At 66.8% G+C, this 14,571-nt stretch carries 15 protein-coding genes and 1 tRNA gene; 9 read left to right on the forward strand and 7 right to left on the reverse strand.

Annotated elements, in window-relative coordinates; genetic code table 11:
• Positions 1-6 precede the first annotated feature (6 nt).
• Positions 7-429, forward strand: a complete 423-nt coding sequence (locus ACAM54_RS24500; protein ID WP_209535564.1) for a MarR family winged helix-turn-helix transcriptional regulator — start codon at positions 7-9, stop codon at positions 427-429.
• Between the two features lie 3 nt (positions 430-432).
• Here ACAM54_RS24500 and ACAM54_RS24505 read toward each other — a convergent pair whose 3' ends face one another.
• Complete coding sequence (locus ACAM54_RS24505) at positions 433-1,194, reverse strand: SDR family oxidoreductase (protein ID WP_307698206.1); 762 nt, start codon at positions 1,192-1,194, stop codon at positions 433-435.
• A 116-nt stretch (positions 1,195-1,310) separates the two neighbouring features.
• Here ACAM54_RS24505 and ACAM54_RS24510 point away from each other — a divergent pair, with 116 nt between their 5' ends.
• Together ACAM54_RS24510 and ACAM54_RS24515 are read left to right on the forward strand one after the other, a co-directional pair.
• Positions 1,311-2,237, forward strand: a complete 927-nt coding sequence (locus ACAM54_RS24510) for a LysR family transcriptional regulator (protein WP_145739364.1) — start codon at positions 1,311-1,313, stop codon at positions 2,235-2,237.
• A 63-nt stretch (positions 2,238-2,300) separates the two neighbouring features.
• Positions 2,301-3,320, forward strand: coding sequence for a tripartite tricarboxylate transporter substrate binding protein (locus tag ACAM54_RS24515; RefSeq protein ID WP_145739362.1), 1,020 nt, complete (start codon positions 2,301-2,303; stop codon positions 3,318-3,320).
• Positions 3,321-3,343: 23 nt separating this feature from the next.
• On the opposite strand, the gene ACAM54_RS24520 is transcribed toward ACAM54_RS24515, so the two are convergent.
• Entirely contained in the window at positions 3,344-3,667 is a 324-nt protein-coding gene (locus tag ACAM54_RS24520; RefSeq protein ID WP_145739360.1) for a DUF1840 domain-containing protein, read from the reverse strand.
• Positions 3,668-3,679: 12 nt separating this feature from the next.
• Positions 3,680-4,948 carry a cyclopropane-fatty-acyl-phospholipid synthase family protein gene (locus ACAM54_RS24525; RefSeq protein WP_209500131.1) on the reverse strand — a complete coding sequence of 423 codons (1,269 nt, stop codon included), beginning with the start codon at positions 4,946-4,948 and terminating at the stop codon, positions 3,680-3,682.
• 116 nt (positions 4,949-5,064) lie between these two features.
• Here ACAM54_RS24525 and ACAM54_RS24530 point away from each other — a divergent pair, with 116 nt between their 5' ends.
• From ACAM54_RS24530 to ACAM54_RS24555, 6 genes are all read left to right on the forward strand, one after another.
• Complete coding sequence (locus tag ACAM54_RS24530) at positions 5,065-7,440, forward strand: bifunctional salicylyl-CoA 5-hydroxylase/oxidoreductase (protein WP_369651885.1); 2,376 nt, start codon at positions 5,065-5,067, stop codon at positions 7,438-7,440.
• A gap of 86 nt (positions 7,441-7,526) precedes the next feature.
• Positions 7,527-8,003, forward strand: coding sequence for a MarR family winged helix-turn-helix transcriptional regulator (locus ACAM54_RS24535; RefSeq protein ID WP_015867787.1), 477 nt, complete (start codon positions 7,527-7,529; stop codon positions 8,001-8,003).
• Positions 8,000-8,854: an enoyl-CoA hydratase family protein gene (locus tag ACAM54_RS24540; protein WP_369649225.1), complete on the forward strand. Its 855-nt coding sequence runs from the start codon at positions 8,000-8,002 to the stop codon at positions 8,852-8,854. Before ACAM54_RS24535 ends, ACAM54_RS24540 begins: the two co-directional genes overlap by 4 nt.
• A gap of 4 nt (positions 8,855-8,858) precedes the next feature.
• A complete protein-coding gene (locus ACAM54_RS24545) occupies positions 8,859-10,052 on the forward strand; it encodes an acyl-CoA dehydrogenase family protein (protein WP_369649226.1) in 1,194 nt (397 codons plus the stop codon).
• A 5-nt stretch (positions 10,053-10,057) separates the two neighbouring features.
• A complete protein-coding gene (locus tag ACAM54_RS24550) occupies positions 10,058-11,686 on the forward strand; it encodes an AMP-binding protein (protein WP_369649227.1) in 1,629 nt (542 codons plus the stop codon).
• Positions 11,683-12,081 (forward strand): RidA family protein, encoded by a 399-nt coding sequence (locus ACAM54_RS24555; RefSeq protein ID WP_145739348.1) that lies wholly within the window; start codon positions 11,683-11,685, stop codon positions 12,079-12,081. The genes ACAM54_RS24550 and ACAM54_RS24555 overlap by 4 nt, the downstream gene beginning before the upstream one ends.
• A gap of 125 nt (positions 12,082-12,206) precedes the next feature.
• Here the strand turns inward: ACAM54_RS24555 and ACAM54_RS24560 are convergent.
• From ACAM54_RS24560 to rpsD, 4 genes are all read right to left on the reverse strand, one after another.
• Positions 12,207-12,283, reverse strand: a tRNA-Met gene (locus ACAM54_RS24560).
• 18 nt (positions 12,284-12,301) lie between these two features.
• Positions 12,302-12,700, reverse strand: coding sequence for a 50S ribosomal protein L17 (gene rplQ / locus ACAM54_RS24565; RefSeq protein WP_015867792.1), 399 nt, complete (start codon positions 12,698-12,700; stop codon positions 12,302-12,304).
• 81 nt (positions 12,701-12,781) lie between these two features.
• A complete protein-coding gene (rpoA, locus tag ACAM54_RS24570) occupies positions 12,782-13,771 on the reverse strand; it encodes a DNA-directed RNA polymerase subunit alpha (RefSeq protein ID WP_009124827.1) in 990 nt (329 codons plus the stop codon).
• A 128-nt stretch (positions 13,772-13,899) separates the two neighbouring features.
• Positions 13,900-14,523, reverse strand: coding sequence for a 30S ribosomal protein S4 (gene rpsD, locus ACAM54_RS24575; RefSeq protein ID WP_013544104.1), 624 nt, complete (start codon positions 14,521-14,523; stop codon positions 13,900-13,902).
• Positions 14,524-14,571: the final 48 nt, after the last annotated feature.

Genomic DNA, 14,571 nt, shown 5'->3' on the forward strand with positions numbered 1-14,571 from the left:
CGCGCCATGGACCCGCTGTTCTTCAAGCTGGTGCGGGTGGTCAATCTCACGGCGCGGCCCTTTCACGAGAAGGTGGGCCGCGAACACCACCTCACGCTCAACGAATGGCGTGCCATGGCGGTGCTCGGCGCGCAGCCGGGGCTCAATGCCACGCAGATCGCCGATCTCACCGGCCTCGACAAGATGGCGGTGAGCCGCGCCCTGGCCGGCCTGAAGCGCCACAAGCGTGTGCAGCCCGTGGGCGACCCCACCGACCGGCGCCGCAGCCGGCTCTACCTGACGGCGGCCGGCAAGGCGCTGCACGAAACCGTCGGCGTGCTGGGCCGGCAGCGCGAGGCCGCGCTGTTCGAGGGCATCGCGGCCGACGAGCTCGCCCGCCTCGATGCCACCCTGGACAAGCTCATTGCCGCCGTCCAGCGCGCCGGATAGCCTTCAGGCCGCGAATCCGCCGTCGATGTTGAGGCTGGCGCCGGTAACGAACGCGGCTTCGGGACTCGCGAGGTACGCCACCATGCCGGCGATTTCCTCGGGGCGCGCGTGGCGGGCCAGCGCCATCAGGCCGTGCATCGCGGCGGCGTTCGGGCCGTCGACCGGGTTCATGTCGGTGTTGACGGGGCCGGGCTGCACGTTGTTGACCGTGATGCCGCGCGGACCGAGGTCGCGCGCGAGGCCCTGCACCAGGCCCTTGAGCGCCGACTTGCTCATGGCATAGGCGCTGCCGCCGGGCCAGGGCATGCGCTCGGCGTTGGTGCTGCCGATGTTGATGATGCGCCCGCCCTCGCCCATGTGGCGCACGGCGGCCTTGGCCGCCACGAAGACTGCGCGCACGTTGATGTCCAGCGTGCGGTCGAAATCCTCGAGCGAGAAATCATCGAGGGTGCCGGGCAGGAAGACGCCGGCGTTGTTGACCAGCATGTCGATGCGGCCGAGCTTGCGCGCGGCTTCGTCGATGCCGGCGGTGAGCGCGGCGGCATCGGCGCTGTCGATCTTCAGCGCCAGCGCACGGCCGCCTTCGGCCTCGATGCTGCGCACGAGTTCGTCGGCCGGCGCGCCGGAGCTGGCATAGCTGAAGGCGACGGCGGCGCCGTCCTCGGCCAGGCGGCGCACGATCGCGGCGCCGATGCCGCGCGAACCGCCGGTGACGAAAGCGACCTTGCCCGTGAGCACGGGGGAAGTGGATTTGCTGAGTGCCATGGTGATGGTTTCCTATCGGTTGTGAGGTGGAAGACCTTCAGTGTCGGGATTCCATTACCGTTCCGGTAGCCATCAATCGTTCCAATCAGATTCAACCATTGGTTGAAAATAGGCCCATGGAACCGCTCAATCACCTCCAGTCCTTCGTGCAGAGCGCCGAAAGCGGCAGCTTCTCGGCCGCTGCCCGCCGGCTCGGGCTCACGCCGGCCGCGGTCAGCAAGAACGTCGCGCGGCTCGAAGCCCGGCTGGGCGTGCGGCTGTTCCAGCGCAGCACCCGCCGCCTCACGCTGACGGAGGGCGGCGAGCGTTTCCTGGGCCAGATCGGCGGGGCGCTGGCCACGCTGCAGGACGCCGTGGCCGGCCTGTCGCAGGACGACGGCCAGCCCGCCGGCACACTCAAGGTGAGCATGGGCCAGGCCTTCGGCCGCGAGCATGTGCTGCCGATGATGGGCGACTTCCTCGCGCGATACCCGTCCATCCTGCCCGACTGGCACTTCGACAACCAGCAGGTGGACCTGGTGGGCGAAGGCTTCGACGCGGCCATCGGCGGCGGCATCGAGCTGTCGCCCGGCGTGGTGGCGCGCGAACTGGCGCGCATCCATGTGGTGGCGGTGGCCGCACCGGGCTACCTGGCAGGGCGCACGCTGCCGGCACAGCCCGCGGAACTGGCGCAGCTCGACGCCCTGCTGCGGCGCTCCTCGCCCACCGGCCGGCTTCGCAGCTGGACGCTGCAGCATGCGAGCGGCGACCAGGCCACGGTGGAGCTGCCGCGGCCGCGCGCGATCTTCAACGACCCCGAAGCCATTGCGCACGCCGCGCTGATGGGCCTGGGCGTGGCGATGCTGCCGATGCCCTTCGTCGAACGCGGCCTGCGCAGCGGCGAGCTGGTGCGCCTGCTGCCCGAGTGGCACTTCGACGCGGGCGCGGTCTGGCTCTACTACCCGAGCAAGAAGCTGCTGCCCGCGAAGACGCGCGTGTTCATCGACTTTGTGCTGGAGCGTTTTCGCAGCGAGCGGTTTGCACAGCGGATGCAGGTGGCATAGACCGGCGCCCCACGGGGTTTTTACCCGCCATGCGCGCGGCGGTTCCCCTGTACAAACGCCCGCATGACCTCTTCTTCAAACTTCAAGACGAACCGCCGCGCCGCACTGGCCGCTTCCGCCTGCGCCATCGCCCTCGCGGCTGCCCCTTCCTGGGCCCAGAACACCTGGCCGAACAAGCCGGTGCGCATCGTCGTGCCCTTCGCGGCCGGCGGCACCACCGACATCCTGGCGCGCGCCGTCGCGCCCGAACTGTCGAAGGCCTTCGGCCAGCAGTTCATCGTCGACAACCGCGCGGGCGCGGGCGGCAACGTGGGCGCCGAGATCGTGGCGCGCGCGCCGAACGACGGCTATACGCTCTTGATGGGCACGGTCGGCACGCACGGCATCAACCGCGCGCTCTATCCCAAGCTGCCGTTCGACCCGATCAAGGACTTCGCGCCGATCACGCTGGTGGCGGCCGTGCCGAACGTCATGGAGATGAACGCCGACAAGGCCAAGGCGCTGAACATCCACAACGTGCAGGACTTCATCAAGTACGCCAAGGCCAACCCGGGCAAGCTCAACATGGCCTCCAGCGGCAGCGGCACCTCGATCCACCTGGCAGGCGAGCTCTTCAAGAGCATGACCGGCACCTTCATGGCCCACATCCCGTACAAGGGCTCGGGCCCGGCGCTGCTGGACATGGTGGGCGGCAACGCCGACGTGATGTTCGACAACCTGCCTTCGTCGATGGCGCAGATCAAGGGCGGCAAGCTCACGGCCCTGGCCGTGACCAGTGCCAGGCGCTCGCCGGCGCTGCCCGACGTCCCGACGGTCGAGGAAGCGGGCGGCCCGACGCTCAAGGGCTTCGAGGCGAGCTCATGGTTCGGCCTGCTGGCGCCGGCCGGCACCTCGCCCGAGATCGTGAACCGGATCCAGCAGGAAGTGGCCAAGTCGCTGGGCACGCCCGCCATCAAGGAAAAGATGCTCGCCCAGGGCGCCATCCCGAGCGGCAATTCGCCGGCCGACTTCGCCAAGCTGATTGCCAGCGAGCACGTGAAGTGGGCGAAGGTTGTGAAGGACTCCGGCGCGAAGGTGGACTAACCCCCAGGCTTCGCGACAGGCGCTCAGGTCTTCCAGGTCACGTCTTTTTTATCGGCCAGGGAATCCCTGAGCATGTGCAGCAGCGGGGCTGCGCGCTGGTGCAGGCCCACGTGCTGCTTTTCGGCCTCGTTGGCGTGGCCTTCGACGGCGTAGTCGTCATGGTTGTGCGGATTGCTGGCCTCGCGCGCCAGCGCGGATTCGAGCGCCGCAATGGCGCCCGGGATCTGCTCGAGGGTGATGATGCCCTGCGGCGCAGGTGCCTTGCCGACGATGTCGAACAGCTGGCGTGCATGCACCTCCAGCATCACGAAGTCAGGGGAGGCCCGGGACTGGAATCGGTACAGCATGGTTGTTCTCACTCACTTGTAGATGTAGTCACGGGCAAAAGGGTACACCGATTGCGAACCGCGCAAAACACCATGCTCGACCCGGCCGTCGGGCTTGGTCGAAAGCATCTGGTGCAATGAGATCCAGCCCTGCTCGAAGCTCATGGCCGAGCCCGCCAGGTAGAGGCGGTAGGCGCGCAGGATGCGCTCGGCATTCTCGCCCTGCCGCCCGCCCGCGCGCGCGAGCACTTCGCGCGCCGTGTCGAGCTGCGACTCCAGCGCGTCCGACCAGGCCCACAGCGTGCGCGCATAGTGCGGGCGCAGGCTTTCGGTATCGACCATCTCCAGACCCGCGGCCGCCGTCTCGCGCAGCACGTGCGTCACATGCAGCAGCTCGCCGCCCGGGAAGATGTACTTCTCGATGAAGTCGCCCATGCCCGCGCCCAGCTGGCGGTAGTCGAGCTGGCCCGAGGTGATGCCGTGGTTCAGCACCAGCCCGCCGGGCTTGAGCAGCGAATGGATCTTGCGGAAATAGGTGGGCATGTTGGCCGCGCCCACATGCTCGAACATGCCGACCGACGAGATCTTGTCGAAGGGCGCATCGGCCGAAAGCTCGCGGTAGTCGCGCAGCTCCACCCGCACGCGGCCCTGCAGGCCCTTTTCCTCGATCAGGCGCTGCACGTGCGCATGCTGGTTCTTCGACAGCGTGATGCCGGTGGCGTCGACGCCATAGTGCTCCGCCGCCCACAGCAGCAGCCCGCCCCAGCCGGAGCCGATGTCGAGAAAACGCTCGCCGGGCTGCAGCAGCAGCTTGCGGCAGATGTGGTCCAGCTTGGCCTCCTGGGCTTGCGCCAGCGTCAGCCCCGGCGTGCGGAAATAGGCGCACGAATACACCCGGCGCGGATCGAGCCACAGCGCGTAGAAGTCGTCGGAGACGTCGTAATGGAACTGGATCTGCTCGGCATCCTTGTGCAGCGAATGCGAGTTGTGGGACTTGGCCAGCCGCAGCAGCCGGGTCCACCAGGTGGTGTTGGTCTCCGCGGGGTTGCCGGGCAGCATGCCGACCGTGGCGTCGATCAGGTCGCGCATCGCGCCTTCGATCTGCACCCGGCCCTCCACATAGGCCTCTCCGATGGCCCCCACCTGATGCGCCGCCAGCTTGGCCAGCGCCGACCACTCGCTGAACGCCAGGGTGACACGCGACCCCGGCTTGGCAACTCTTCGACCATCGGGCAGTTCCAGCGCGATGGGCACGGGCAGCGACGCAAGCTGCGACTCGATCTTGGGTATCAAGCTTTGCATGGTGAAGCGATGGTATTGATTTTTTCGATTTTTTGCATGACACCCACGGCGCCCCGGGTACCCCGCCGGGGAAGGCCCCGTTGACACCAGATTGTTTATGCTTAAACTATTCAACCATGAACAGCCTAACCGCCGGCACCTCTGCCGCACCCGCCATGGACCTTCAACGCATCCTGTGCATCGGCGGCGGCCCCGCGGGCCTGTACTTCGCGCTGCTGATGAAGGCGCGCAACCCCGCGCTCGAGATCACCGTGGTGGAGCGCAACCGCCCCTTCGACACCTTCGGCTGGGGCGTGGTGCTCAGCGACCAGACGCTCGCCAACCTGCGCGCGGCCGATGCCGAGACCGCGGCGCTGATCGGCAGCGAGTTCCACCACTGGGACGACATCCAGGTTTTCTTCAAGGGCCGGCAGGTGCGCTCGGGCGGCCACGGCTTCTGCGGCATCGGCCGCAAGCGTCTGCTGAACATCCTGCAGGAGCGCTGCCTCGCGCTCGGCGTGAAGCTGGTCTTCGAGACCGACGCCACCGACGACCAGGCGATCGCCGCCCAGTACAACGCCGACCTGGTGATTGCAAGCGACGGCCTCAACAGCCGCATCCGCCAGCGCTATGCCGACGTGTTCAAGCCCGACATCGACCTGCGCAACTGCCGCTTCGTGTGGCTGGGCACGCACCAGACCTTCGACGCCTTCACCTTCGCCTTCGAACAGACCGAGCACGGCTGGTTCCAGGCCCATGCCTACCAGTTCGATGACAAGACCTCGACCTTCATCGTCGAGACGCCCGAAGCAGTCTGGAAGGCCCACGGCCTCGACCAGATGGAGCAGCCCGAGGCCATCGCCTTCTGCGAGAAGCTGTTCGCCAAGTACCTGGGCGGCCATTCGCTCATCAGCAATGCCACGCATTTGCGCGGCTCGGCCAACTGGATCCGCTTTCCGCGCGTGGTGTGCGAGCGCTGGACGCACCGCATCGACGTGCAGGGCCGCTCGGTGCCCGTGGTGCTGATGGGCGACGCGGCGCACACGGCGCACTTCTCGATCGGCTCGGGCACCAAGCTCGCGCTGGAAGACGCGATCGACCTGGCCAACGAATTCGCGCAGGGCGGCACTGTCGACCACGTGCTCGAAGGCTACGAGGCGCGCCGCAGCGTCGAGGTGCTCAAGATCCAGAACGCCGCGCGCAACTCCACCGAATGGTTCGAGAACGTGCCGCGCTACACCGGCATGCAGATCGAGCAGTTCGCCTACTCGCTGCTCACGCGCTCGCAGCGCATCAGCCACGAGAACCTGCGCGTGCGCGACACGCAATGGCTTGGCGGCTACGAGCAATGGCTCGCCGGCGGCAAGCCCATTGCGCCCATGCTGATGCCGCTGCAGGTGCGCGGCCTCAAGCTCAAGAACCGCATCCTGGTGTCGCCGATGGCCACCTACAGCGCGGTCGACGGCGTGCCGCAGGACTTCCTGCTGGTGCACCTGGGCGCGCGCGCGCTCGGCGGCGCCGCCATGGTGTTCGTCGAAATGACCAGCCCGACGCCCGAAGGCCGCATCACCCCCGGCTGCACGGGCCTGTACAACGACGCCCAGCAGGCCGCGTTCAAGCGCATCGTCGATTTCGTGCACACGCAGTCGAGCGCCAAGATCGCCATGCAGCTCGGCCACAGCGGCCCCAAGGGTTCGACGCGCGTGGGCTGGGAAGGCACCGACGAGCCGCTAGCAAGCGGCAACTGGCCGCTGCTGGCCGCCAGCGCGGTGGCCTACGGCGAACAGAACCAGCTGCCGGCCGCGATGACGCGCGAACAGATGGACTTCATGCGCGACCAGTTCGTGGCGTCCACGCGCCGCGCCGCCGAATGCGGCTTCGACTGGCTCGAGCTGCACTGCGCGCACGGCTACCTGCTGTCGGCCTTCATCAGCCCGCTGACCAACCTGCGCACCGACGAATACGGCGGCGGCATCGAAGCGCGCTGCCGCTACCCGCTCGAGGTGTTCCGCGCCATGCGCGCCGTGTGGCCGCAAGACAAGCCGATGAGCGTGCGCATCTCGGCGCACGACTGGGCGCCCGGCGGCAACACCGATGCCGATGCCGTGGTGGTGGCGCGCCTCTTCAAGGAAGCCGGTGCGGACTTCATCGACGTGTCTTCCGGCCAGACCACGCGCGCCGCCAAGCCGGTGTACGGCCGCATGTACCAGACGCCGTTCTCGGACCGCATCCGCAACGAGGTCGGCATCTCGACCATCGCGGTGGGCGCCATCACCGACGCCGACCAGGCCAACAGCATCATCGCGGCCGGCCGCGCCGACCTCTGCGCCATCGCGCGCCCGCACCTTGCCGACCCTGCGTGGACCTTGCACGAGGCCGCCAAGCTGCAAAGCCGCGACGTCGACTGGCCCAAGCAATACCTGAGCGGGCGCGACCAGATGTACCGCGAGATCGCCAAGCAGCAGCAGATCTCCGCCGCCGCGTTGGCTCAGAACAGCGAGGAGACGCACTGAAATGAAACCCCCACGCTCATCGCTTCGCGTATCGCTGCCCCCCGAGGGGGCGCGTCAGTGCCTTCGGGCGGCCGGGCGCCACTGACATGGACCTCGAAGCACGCGCCCACAGCGAGCACCCCGAGGCCCTGCGCCTCTGGCTGCGGCTGCTCACCTGCACCCAGCTGATCGAGAAGCAGGTGCGCAACGAACTGCGCTCGCAGTTCGCCACCACGCTGCCGCGCTTCGACTTGATGTCGCAGCTCGAGCGCTCGCCCGATGGCCTGAAGATGAACGAGCTCTCGCGCCGCATGATGGTGACGGGCGGCAACGTCACCGGCATCACCGACCAGCTCGTGACCGAAGGGCTGGTGGAACGCATCAACGTCGAGGGCGACCGCCGCGCCTGGCGCGTGCGGCTCACGGCGCGCGGGCGCAAGCTCTTCAACGAGATGGCGCAGCAGCACGAAGACTGGATCGTCGATGCCTTCGCGGCCCTCAGCGCCAAGGAGATCGCGCAGCTGCACAAGCTGCTCGGCAAGGTCAAGCAACACTCACACAGCCAGATGGCGGAGGCCGAATGAAGCACTACATCGGCGCGGGCAATCCCATGCACGCGCAATTCGAGGCCAAGGCGCCTTACGCGGCGAAGCACTTCGCATGGCACTACGAAGCGGGCGTCGGCACCATCACGCTGAATCGCCCCGAGCGCAAGAACCCGCTCACCTTCGACTCGTACGCCGAGCTGCGCGACCTGTTCCGCGCCTTGGCTTATGCGACCGACGTGAGGGCCATCGTGGTCACCGGCGCCGGCGGCAACTTCTGCTCGGGCGGCGACGTGCACGAGATCATCGGCCCGCTCACCGGCATGCGCATGCCGGAGCTGCTCGAGTTCACGCGCATGACCGGCGACCTGGTGAAGGCCATCCGCCACTGCCCGCAGCCGATCGTCGGCGCCATCGACGGCGTGTGCGCCGGTGCCGGCGCGATGATCGCGCTGGCCTGCGACCTGCGCTACGGCTCGCCCGCCACGCGCACTGCCTTCCTGTTCACGCGCGTCGGCCTGGCCGGCGCCGACATGGGCGCCTGCGCCTTGCTGCCGCGCGTGATCGGCCAGGGTCGCGCTTCCGAGCTGCTGTTCACCGGCCGCGCGATGACGGCCCAGGAAGGCCAGGCCTGGGGCTTCTTCAATGCGCTGCATGAAAGCGACGCCCTGCTCGAAGCGGCCACCAAGGTGGCGCGCGAACTGGCTGAAGGCCCGAGCTTCGCGCACGGCATGACCAAGACCATGCTCTCGCAGGAGTGGTCGATGACCATCGACCAGGCCATCGAGGCCGAAGCGCAGGCGCAGGCCATCTGCATGCAGACCGAGGATTTCAGGCGCGCCTACGAAGCGTTTGCGGCCAAGCGCAAGCCCGTGTTCGGCGGAGACTGAAGTCATGATGACCAAGATCCCCGCACCACCGTCGACAACGCACCTCGCGCTGCCGTTCTTCGACGACGCGCATCGCGCGCTCGCGAGCGAGCTGCTGCCCTGGTGCGCCGCGCAGGAGATCGACGAGCGCGACGACCGCGCGGCCTGCCGCGACTGGGTGCGCCGCCTCGGCGACGGCGGCTGGCTGCGCTATGCCGTGCCCGGCAGCGCAGGCGGCGCGCTGGAGCGCCTCGATTCGCGCGCGCTCGTGCTGCTGCGCGAAACGCTCGGCTACCACTCGCCGCTGGCCGACTTCGCGTTTGCGATGCAGGGGCTGGGCAGCGGCGCGATCACGCTCGCGGGCACGCCCGAGCAGCAATCGCAGTACCTCACGGCCGTGGGCAGGGGCGAGAAGATCGCGGCCTTTGCCCTCAGCGAACCCGACGCGGGCTCCGACGTGGCGGCCATGGCCATGCGCGCCGAAGCCACGCCCGACGGCTGGCGCCTCAACGGCGAGAAGACCTGGATCAGCAACGGCGGCATCGCCGACTTCTACTGCCTGTTCGCCAAGACCGATCCCGCGGGCGGCACGCGCGGCATCACGGCGTTCATCGTCGATGCAACGGCAGCCGGCCTCGACACTTCCGAGCACATCGACGTGATGGCGCCGCATCCGCTGGCCACGCTGCGCTTTCAGGACTGCATCGTGCCGCGCACGGCGCAACTCGGCGAACTCAACGGCGGCTTCAAGCTCGCGATGCGCACGCTCGACATCTTCCGTGCATCCGTCGCAGCGGCGGCATTGGGCATGGGTCGCCGCGCACTCGCCGAAGCCATCGCACATGCGAAGGGCCGGCGCATGTTCGGACAGACGCTCGCCGATTTCCAGCTCACGCAGGCCAAGCTCGGCGAGATGGCGGCATTGATCGACAGCGCGGCCTTGCTCACCTACCGCGCCGCATGGATGCGCGATGACGCCGAACGCCGCGGCGCACCCGCGGTGGGCGACGTGTCCGCCGCAGCGGCCATGGCCAAGATGTGCGCCACCGAGAACGCGAGCCGCGTGATCGACATGGCGCTGCAGATGCACGGCGGCCTCGGCGTGAAGGTTGGCACGAAGATTGAGAGCCTCTACCGCGACATCCGCTCGCTGCGCATCTACGAAGGCGCGACGGAAGTCCAGCAACTGATCATCGGCAAATCCGTTTTGCGGGGATAAACACCGTGTCTGCCCAAGTCGACCGCTTCGTTCACGACCGCCTGCCGCCCGCCGAGCAGCTGCCGGTCTTCCGCTACGACCTCCCGGAGTTGCAGTTGCCCGATCAGCTGAACCTCGTGGAGGAGCTCCTGGACAAGGCGCCCGCCAAGGGCTTCGGCGACAAGCCGATGCTGCGTTCGCCCGCCGGCACGCTGACCTATTCGCAGGCCGCCGTCGAAGTCAACCGCATCGCGCAGGTGCTGACCGAAGACCTCGGCCTCGTGCCCGGCAACCGCGTGCTGCTGCGCGGCGGCAACTCGGTGGCCATGGCACTGTCGTGGCTCGCGGTGGTCAAGGCCGGGTTGATTGCCGTCGCCACCATGCCGCTGCTGCGCGCCAAGGAACTCGGCGAGATCGTCGAGAAGGCGCGTCCCGTGGCGGCGCTGTGCGACGGACGCCTGCTCGACGAACTCGTGCTGGCGCAGCGGGAGCATCCCGTGCTCGCATCGGTGATCGCGTTCAACCAGCCCGATGCGCCCGATTCGCTGTCGGCGCGCGCGGCCGGCAAGAGCGGCGTGTTCACCGCCTGCCCCACGGCGTCGGACGACATCGCCCTGCTCGCCTTCACCTCCGGCACCACGGGCAAGCCCAAGGCACCGGTCACCACGCACCGCGACGTGCTCGCAATGTGCAACACCTGGCCCCGGCATGTGCTGCAGGCGCGCAGCGACGACATCGTGATCGGCTCGCCGCCGCTGGCTTTCACTTTCGGGCTCGGCGGGTTGCTGGTGTTTCCGATGTGGGCCGGCGCCTCGGTGTACTTTGCCGATGCGCCGTTCACGCCCGAGGGGCTCGTGAAGCTCATCAACGAGGTCGGCGCGACCATCTGCTACACGGCGCCCACCTTCTATCGCCAGATGGCGCCCTTCGTGCGGCAGCACGGCGTGCCGAGCCTGCGCATCTGCGTGAGCGCCGGCGAGGCGCTGCCCGACGCCACGCGCCAGCTGTGGAAGGAAGCCTCCGGCATCGAGATGCTCGACGGCATCGGCGGCACCGAGGTGTTCCACATCTACATCTCGGCCGCCGGCGACCAGGTGCGCCGCGGCGCAGTCGGCAAGGTGGTGCCCGGCTTCACCGCCAAGGTGGTGGACGACCAGGGCAACGAAGTCCCGCGCGGCACCATCGGCAAGCTGGCGCTGCAGGGGCCCGTGGGCTGCCGCTACCTGGACGATCCGCGCCAGGCCGACTACGTGAAGAACGGCTGGAACTACCCCGGCGATTCGTTCGTGCAGGACGACGACGGCTACTTCTTCTACCAGGCACGCGCCGACGACATGATCATCACCGCCGGCTACAACGTCGGCGGACCCGAGGTCGAGGACGCGCTGCTCAAGCACCCGGCCGTGGCCGAATGCGGCGTGATCGGCAAGCCCGATGCCGACCGCGGCATGATCGTGAAGGCCTTCTGCGTGCTGAAGCCCGGCCACGAGGGCAATGCGGCGCTCGTCAAGGTGCTGCAGGACCATGTGAAGGCCGCCATCGCACCGTTCAAATACCCGCGGGAGATCGAGTTCGTGCCGGTGCTGCCGCGCACCGAGACCGGCAAGCTCCAGCGATTCAAACTGAGACAATTCAACGACGACACCACATCATGATGAACAAACTCCTGCAGCCCCCGGGCTGGTTGCCCCCCAAGGGCTATGCGAATGGCGTGGCCGCGCGCGGCACCATGGTGTTCGTCGGCGGCCAGATCGGCTGGAATGCGCAGCAGCAGTTCGAGTCGGACGACTTCATCGAGCAGTGCGGCCTGGCGTTGCGCAACATCGCCGCAGTGCTGCGTGAAGCCGGTGCCGGCCCCGAGCACATGGTGCGCATGACCTGGTACGTGACCGACCGCGACGAATACAGCCGCCGGCTCGGCGAACTCGGCCCGGTGTACCGCGATGCCATGGGGCGCAATTTCCCGGCCATGACCTGCGTGCAGGTGGCGGCGCTGGTCGAGCACCGCGCCAAGGTCGAGATCGAGGTCACGGCGGTCATTCCGGACTAGCCGGACGCGAAAGAAGCCGCCTGCGCGGCACAAATGAAAATGCCCTCTTCGCGAGGGCATTTTTATGAGCGGATCCATCGACCCAAAGAAAAAAGGCCCTTTGAATTTCAAAGGGCCTTTTAAATTGGTTGCGCGAGCAAGATTTGAACTTGCGACCTTTGGGTTATGAGCCCAACGAGCTACCAGGCTGCTCCATCGCGCGGCAAGATGGAATTATACCTTATTCAGCAGCGCCTTGCTCGGCGGCTTCTTCTTTAATTTCAGGACGGTCGACCAGTTCGACCAGTGCCATGGGTGCATTGTCGCCAACGCGGAAACCCATCTTCAGGATGCGGGTGTAGCCGCCCGGACGCGCTGCGAAACGCGGGCCGAGTTCACCGAAGAGCTTGACGACGCTGTCGCGGTCGCGCAGGCGGTCGAAAGCCAGGCGCTTGTTGGCAACCGTGGGCTTCTTGGCGAGCGTGATCATCGGCTCGATGACGCGGCGCAGTTCCTTGGCCTTGGGGACCGTGGTCTTGATGACTTCGTGCTCGATGAGCGAATTCATCATGTTCTGCAGCATCGCAAGGCGGTGCGAGCTGGTGCGGTTGAGTTTGCGGAGTCCGTGTCCGTGACGCATGGTGCTTTCCTTTACTTTATTAAACAGGCAGCCGTATCAGGTACTGCCCGGGCACGAGCCCTCATGGGCTCAATTCAAAAATCAACGCTTGTCGAGGCCGGCCGGCGGCCAGCTTTCAAGCTTCATACCCAAGGTCAGGCCGCGCGAGGCAAGCACTTCCTTGATTTCGTTGAGCGACTTGCGACCCAGGTTCGGGGTCTTGAGCAGCTCGTTCTCGGTGCGCTGGATCAGGTCGCCGATGTAGTAGATGTTTTCGGCCTTCAGGCAGTTGGCCGAACGCACGGTGAGCTCGAGCTCGTCGACAGGGCGCAGCAGGATCGGATCGAATTGCTGTGCGCTGCGCGGTGCCGGCGCATCGAATGCAGCCAGTTCGCCGCCTTCGAGCTGCGCGAACACGGCCAGCTGTTCAACCAGGATTTTAGCCGAGGCGCGCACCGCGTCTTCGGCGGTGATCGCACCGTTGGTCTCGATTTCGACCAGCAGCTTGTCGAGGTCGGTACGCTGTTCGACACGGGCGCTTTCGACCGTGTAGCTCACGCGCTTCACGGGCGAGAACGAGGCGTCCAGGACGATGCGGCCGATCGACTTGGTCGGCTCGTCGGCGTAGCGGCGCATCGTGCCGGGCACGTAGCCGCGGCCCTTTTCGACCTTGATCTGCATGTCGAGCTTGCCGCCTTGCGACAGGTGCGCGATCACGTGGTCGGGGTTGATGATCTCGACGTCGTGCGGGGTCTGGATGTCCGATGCCAGCACCGGGCCTTCGCCGTCCTTGCGCAGGCTCAGCGTGACTTCGTCGCGGTTGTGGAGCTTGAACACCACACCCTTGAGATTCAGCAGGATGTTGACGACATCTTCCTGCACGCCGTCGATCGACGAGTACTCGTGCAGAACGCCGGCGATCGTGACTTCAGTGGCCGAATAACCGACCATCGACGACAGCAGAACGCGGCGCAGCGCGTTGCCGAGCGTGTGGCCGTAGCCGCGCTCGAAAGGCTCGAGCGTGACCTTGGCCTTGTTGGCGGCAAGTTGCTCGACCTGGATGGTCTTGGGTTTCAGCAGGGTGGTTTGCATGCAGACTTCCTCTCAATACCCCCGGCTCGTTACACCGGTAAGGCTGGTGAAGCACCCGTCGGGAGTGCCTCCCGATGGGAACAAAAAAATCAAAATCGGGCCGCGAAGCGCGGCCCGTTGTCGTCTGTTTAGCGCGAGTACAGTTCGACGATCAGCGATTCGTTGATGTCGGCTGCGAATTCGTCGCGATCGGGCACCTTCTTGAAGGTACCTTCGGCCTTGTCGGCGTTCACTTCGACCCAGGCCGGGATACCGACTTGCTGGGCGAGTTGGAGCGCTTCGGCAATGCGGGTCTGCTTCTTCGACTTGTCGCGAACGGCGATCACGTCGCCGGTCTTGACCAGGTACGACGGGATGTTGACCGACTGGCCATTCACCGTGATCGCCTTGTGCGACACGAGCTGGCGTGCCTCGGCGCGCGTCGAGCCGAAGCCCATGCGGTAGACCACGTTGTCCAGGCGCGATTCGAGGATGAACAGCAGGTTGGCACCAGTGTTGCCACGGCGGCGGTCGGCTTCCTCGAAGTAGCGGCGGAACTGCTTCTCGAGTACGCCGTACATGCGCTTGACCTTCTGCTTTTCGCGCAGCTGCAGGCCGTAGTCCGACGTGCGCTGACCCGAAGTGCGGCCATGCTGGCCGGGCTTGGAATCGAACTTGGCCTTGTCCTGGATGGAGCGGCGGGCGCTCTTGAGGAACAGGTCGGTGCCTTCACGGCGGGAAAGTTTGGCCTTGGGGCCGAGGTAGCGTGCCACGATTTTTCCTTTGTGTCATCTGCCGCAGTTGCCTGCGGGAGCCATCGG

Source organism: Variovorax sp. V93 (assembly GCF_041154485.1).
Lineage (GTDB): Bacteria > Pseudomonadota > Gammaproteobacteria > Burkholderiales > Burkholderiaceae_C > Variovorax > Variovorax beijingensis_A.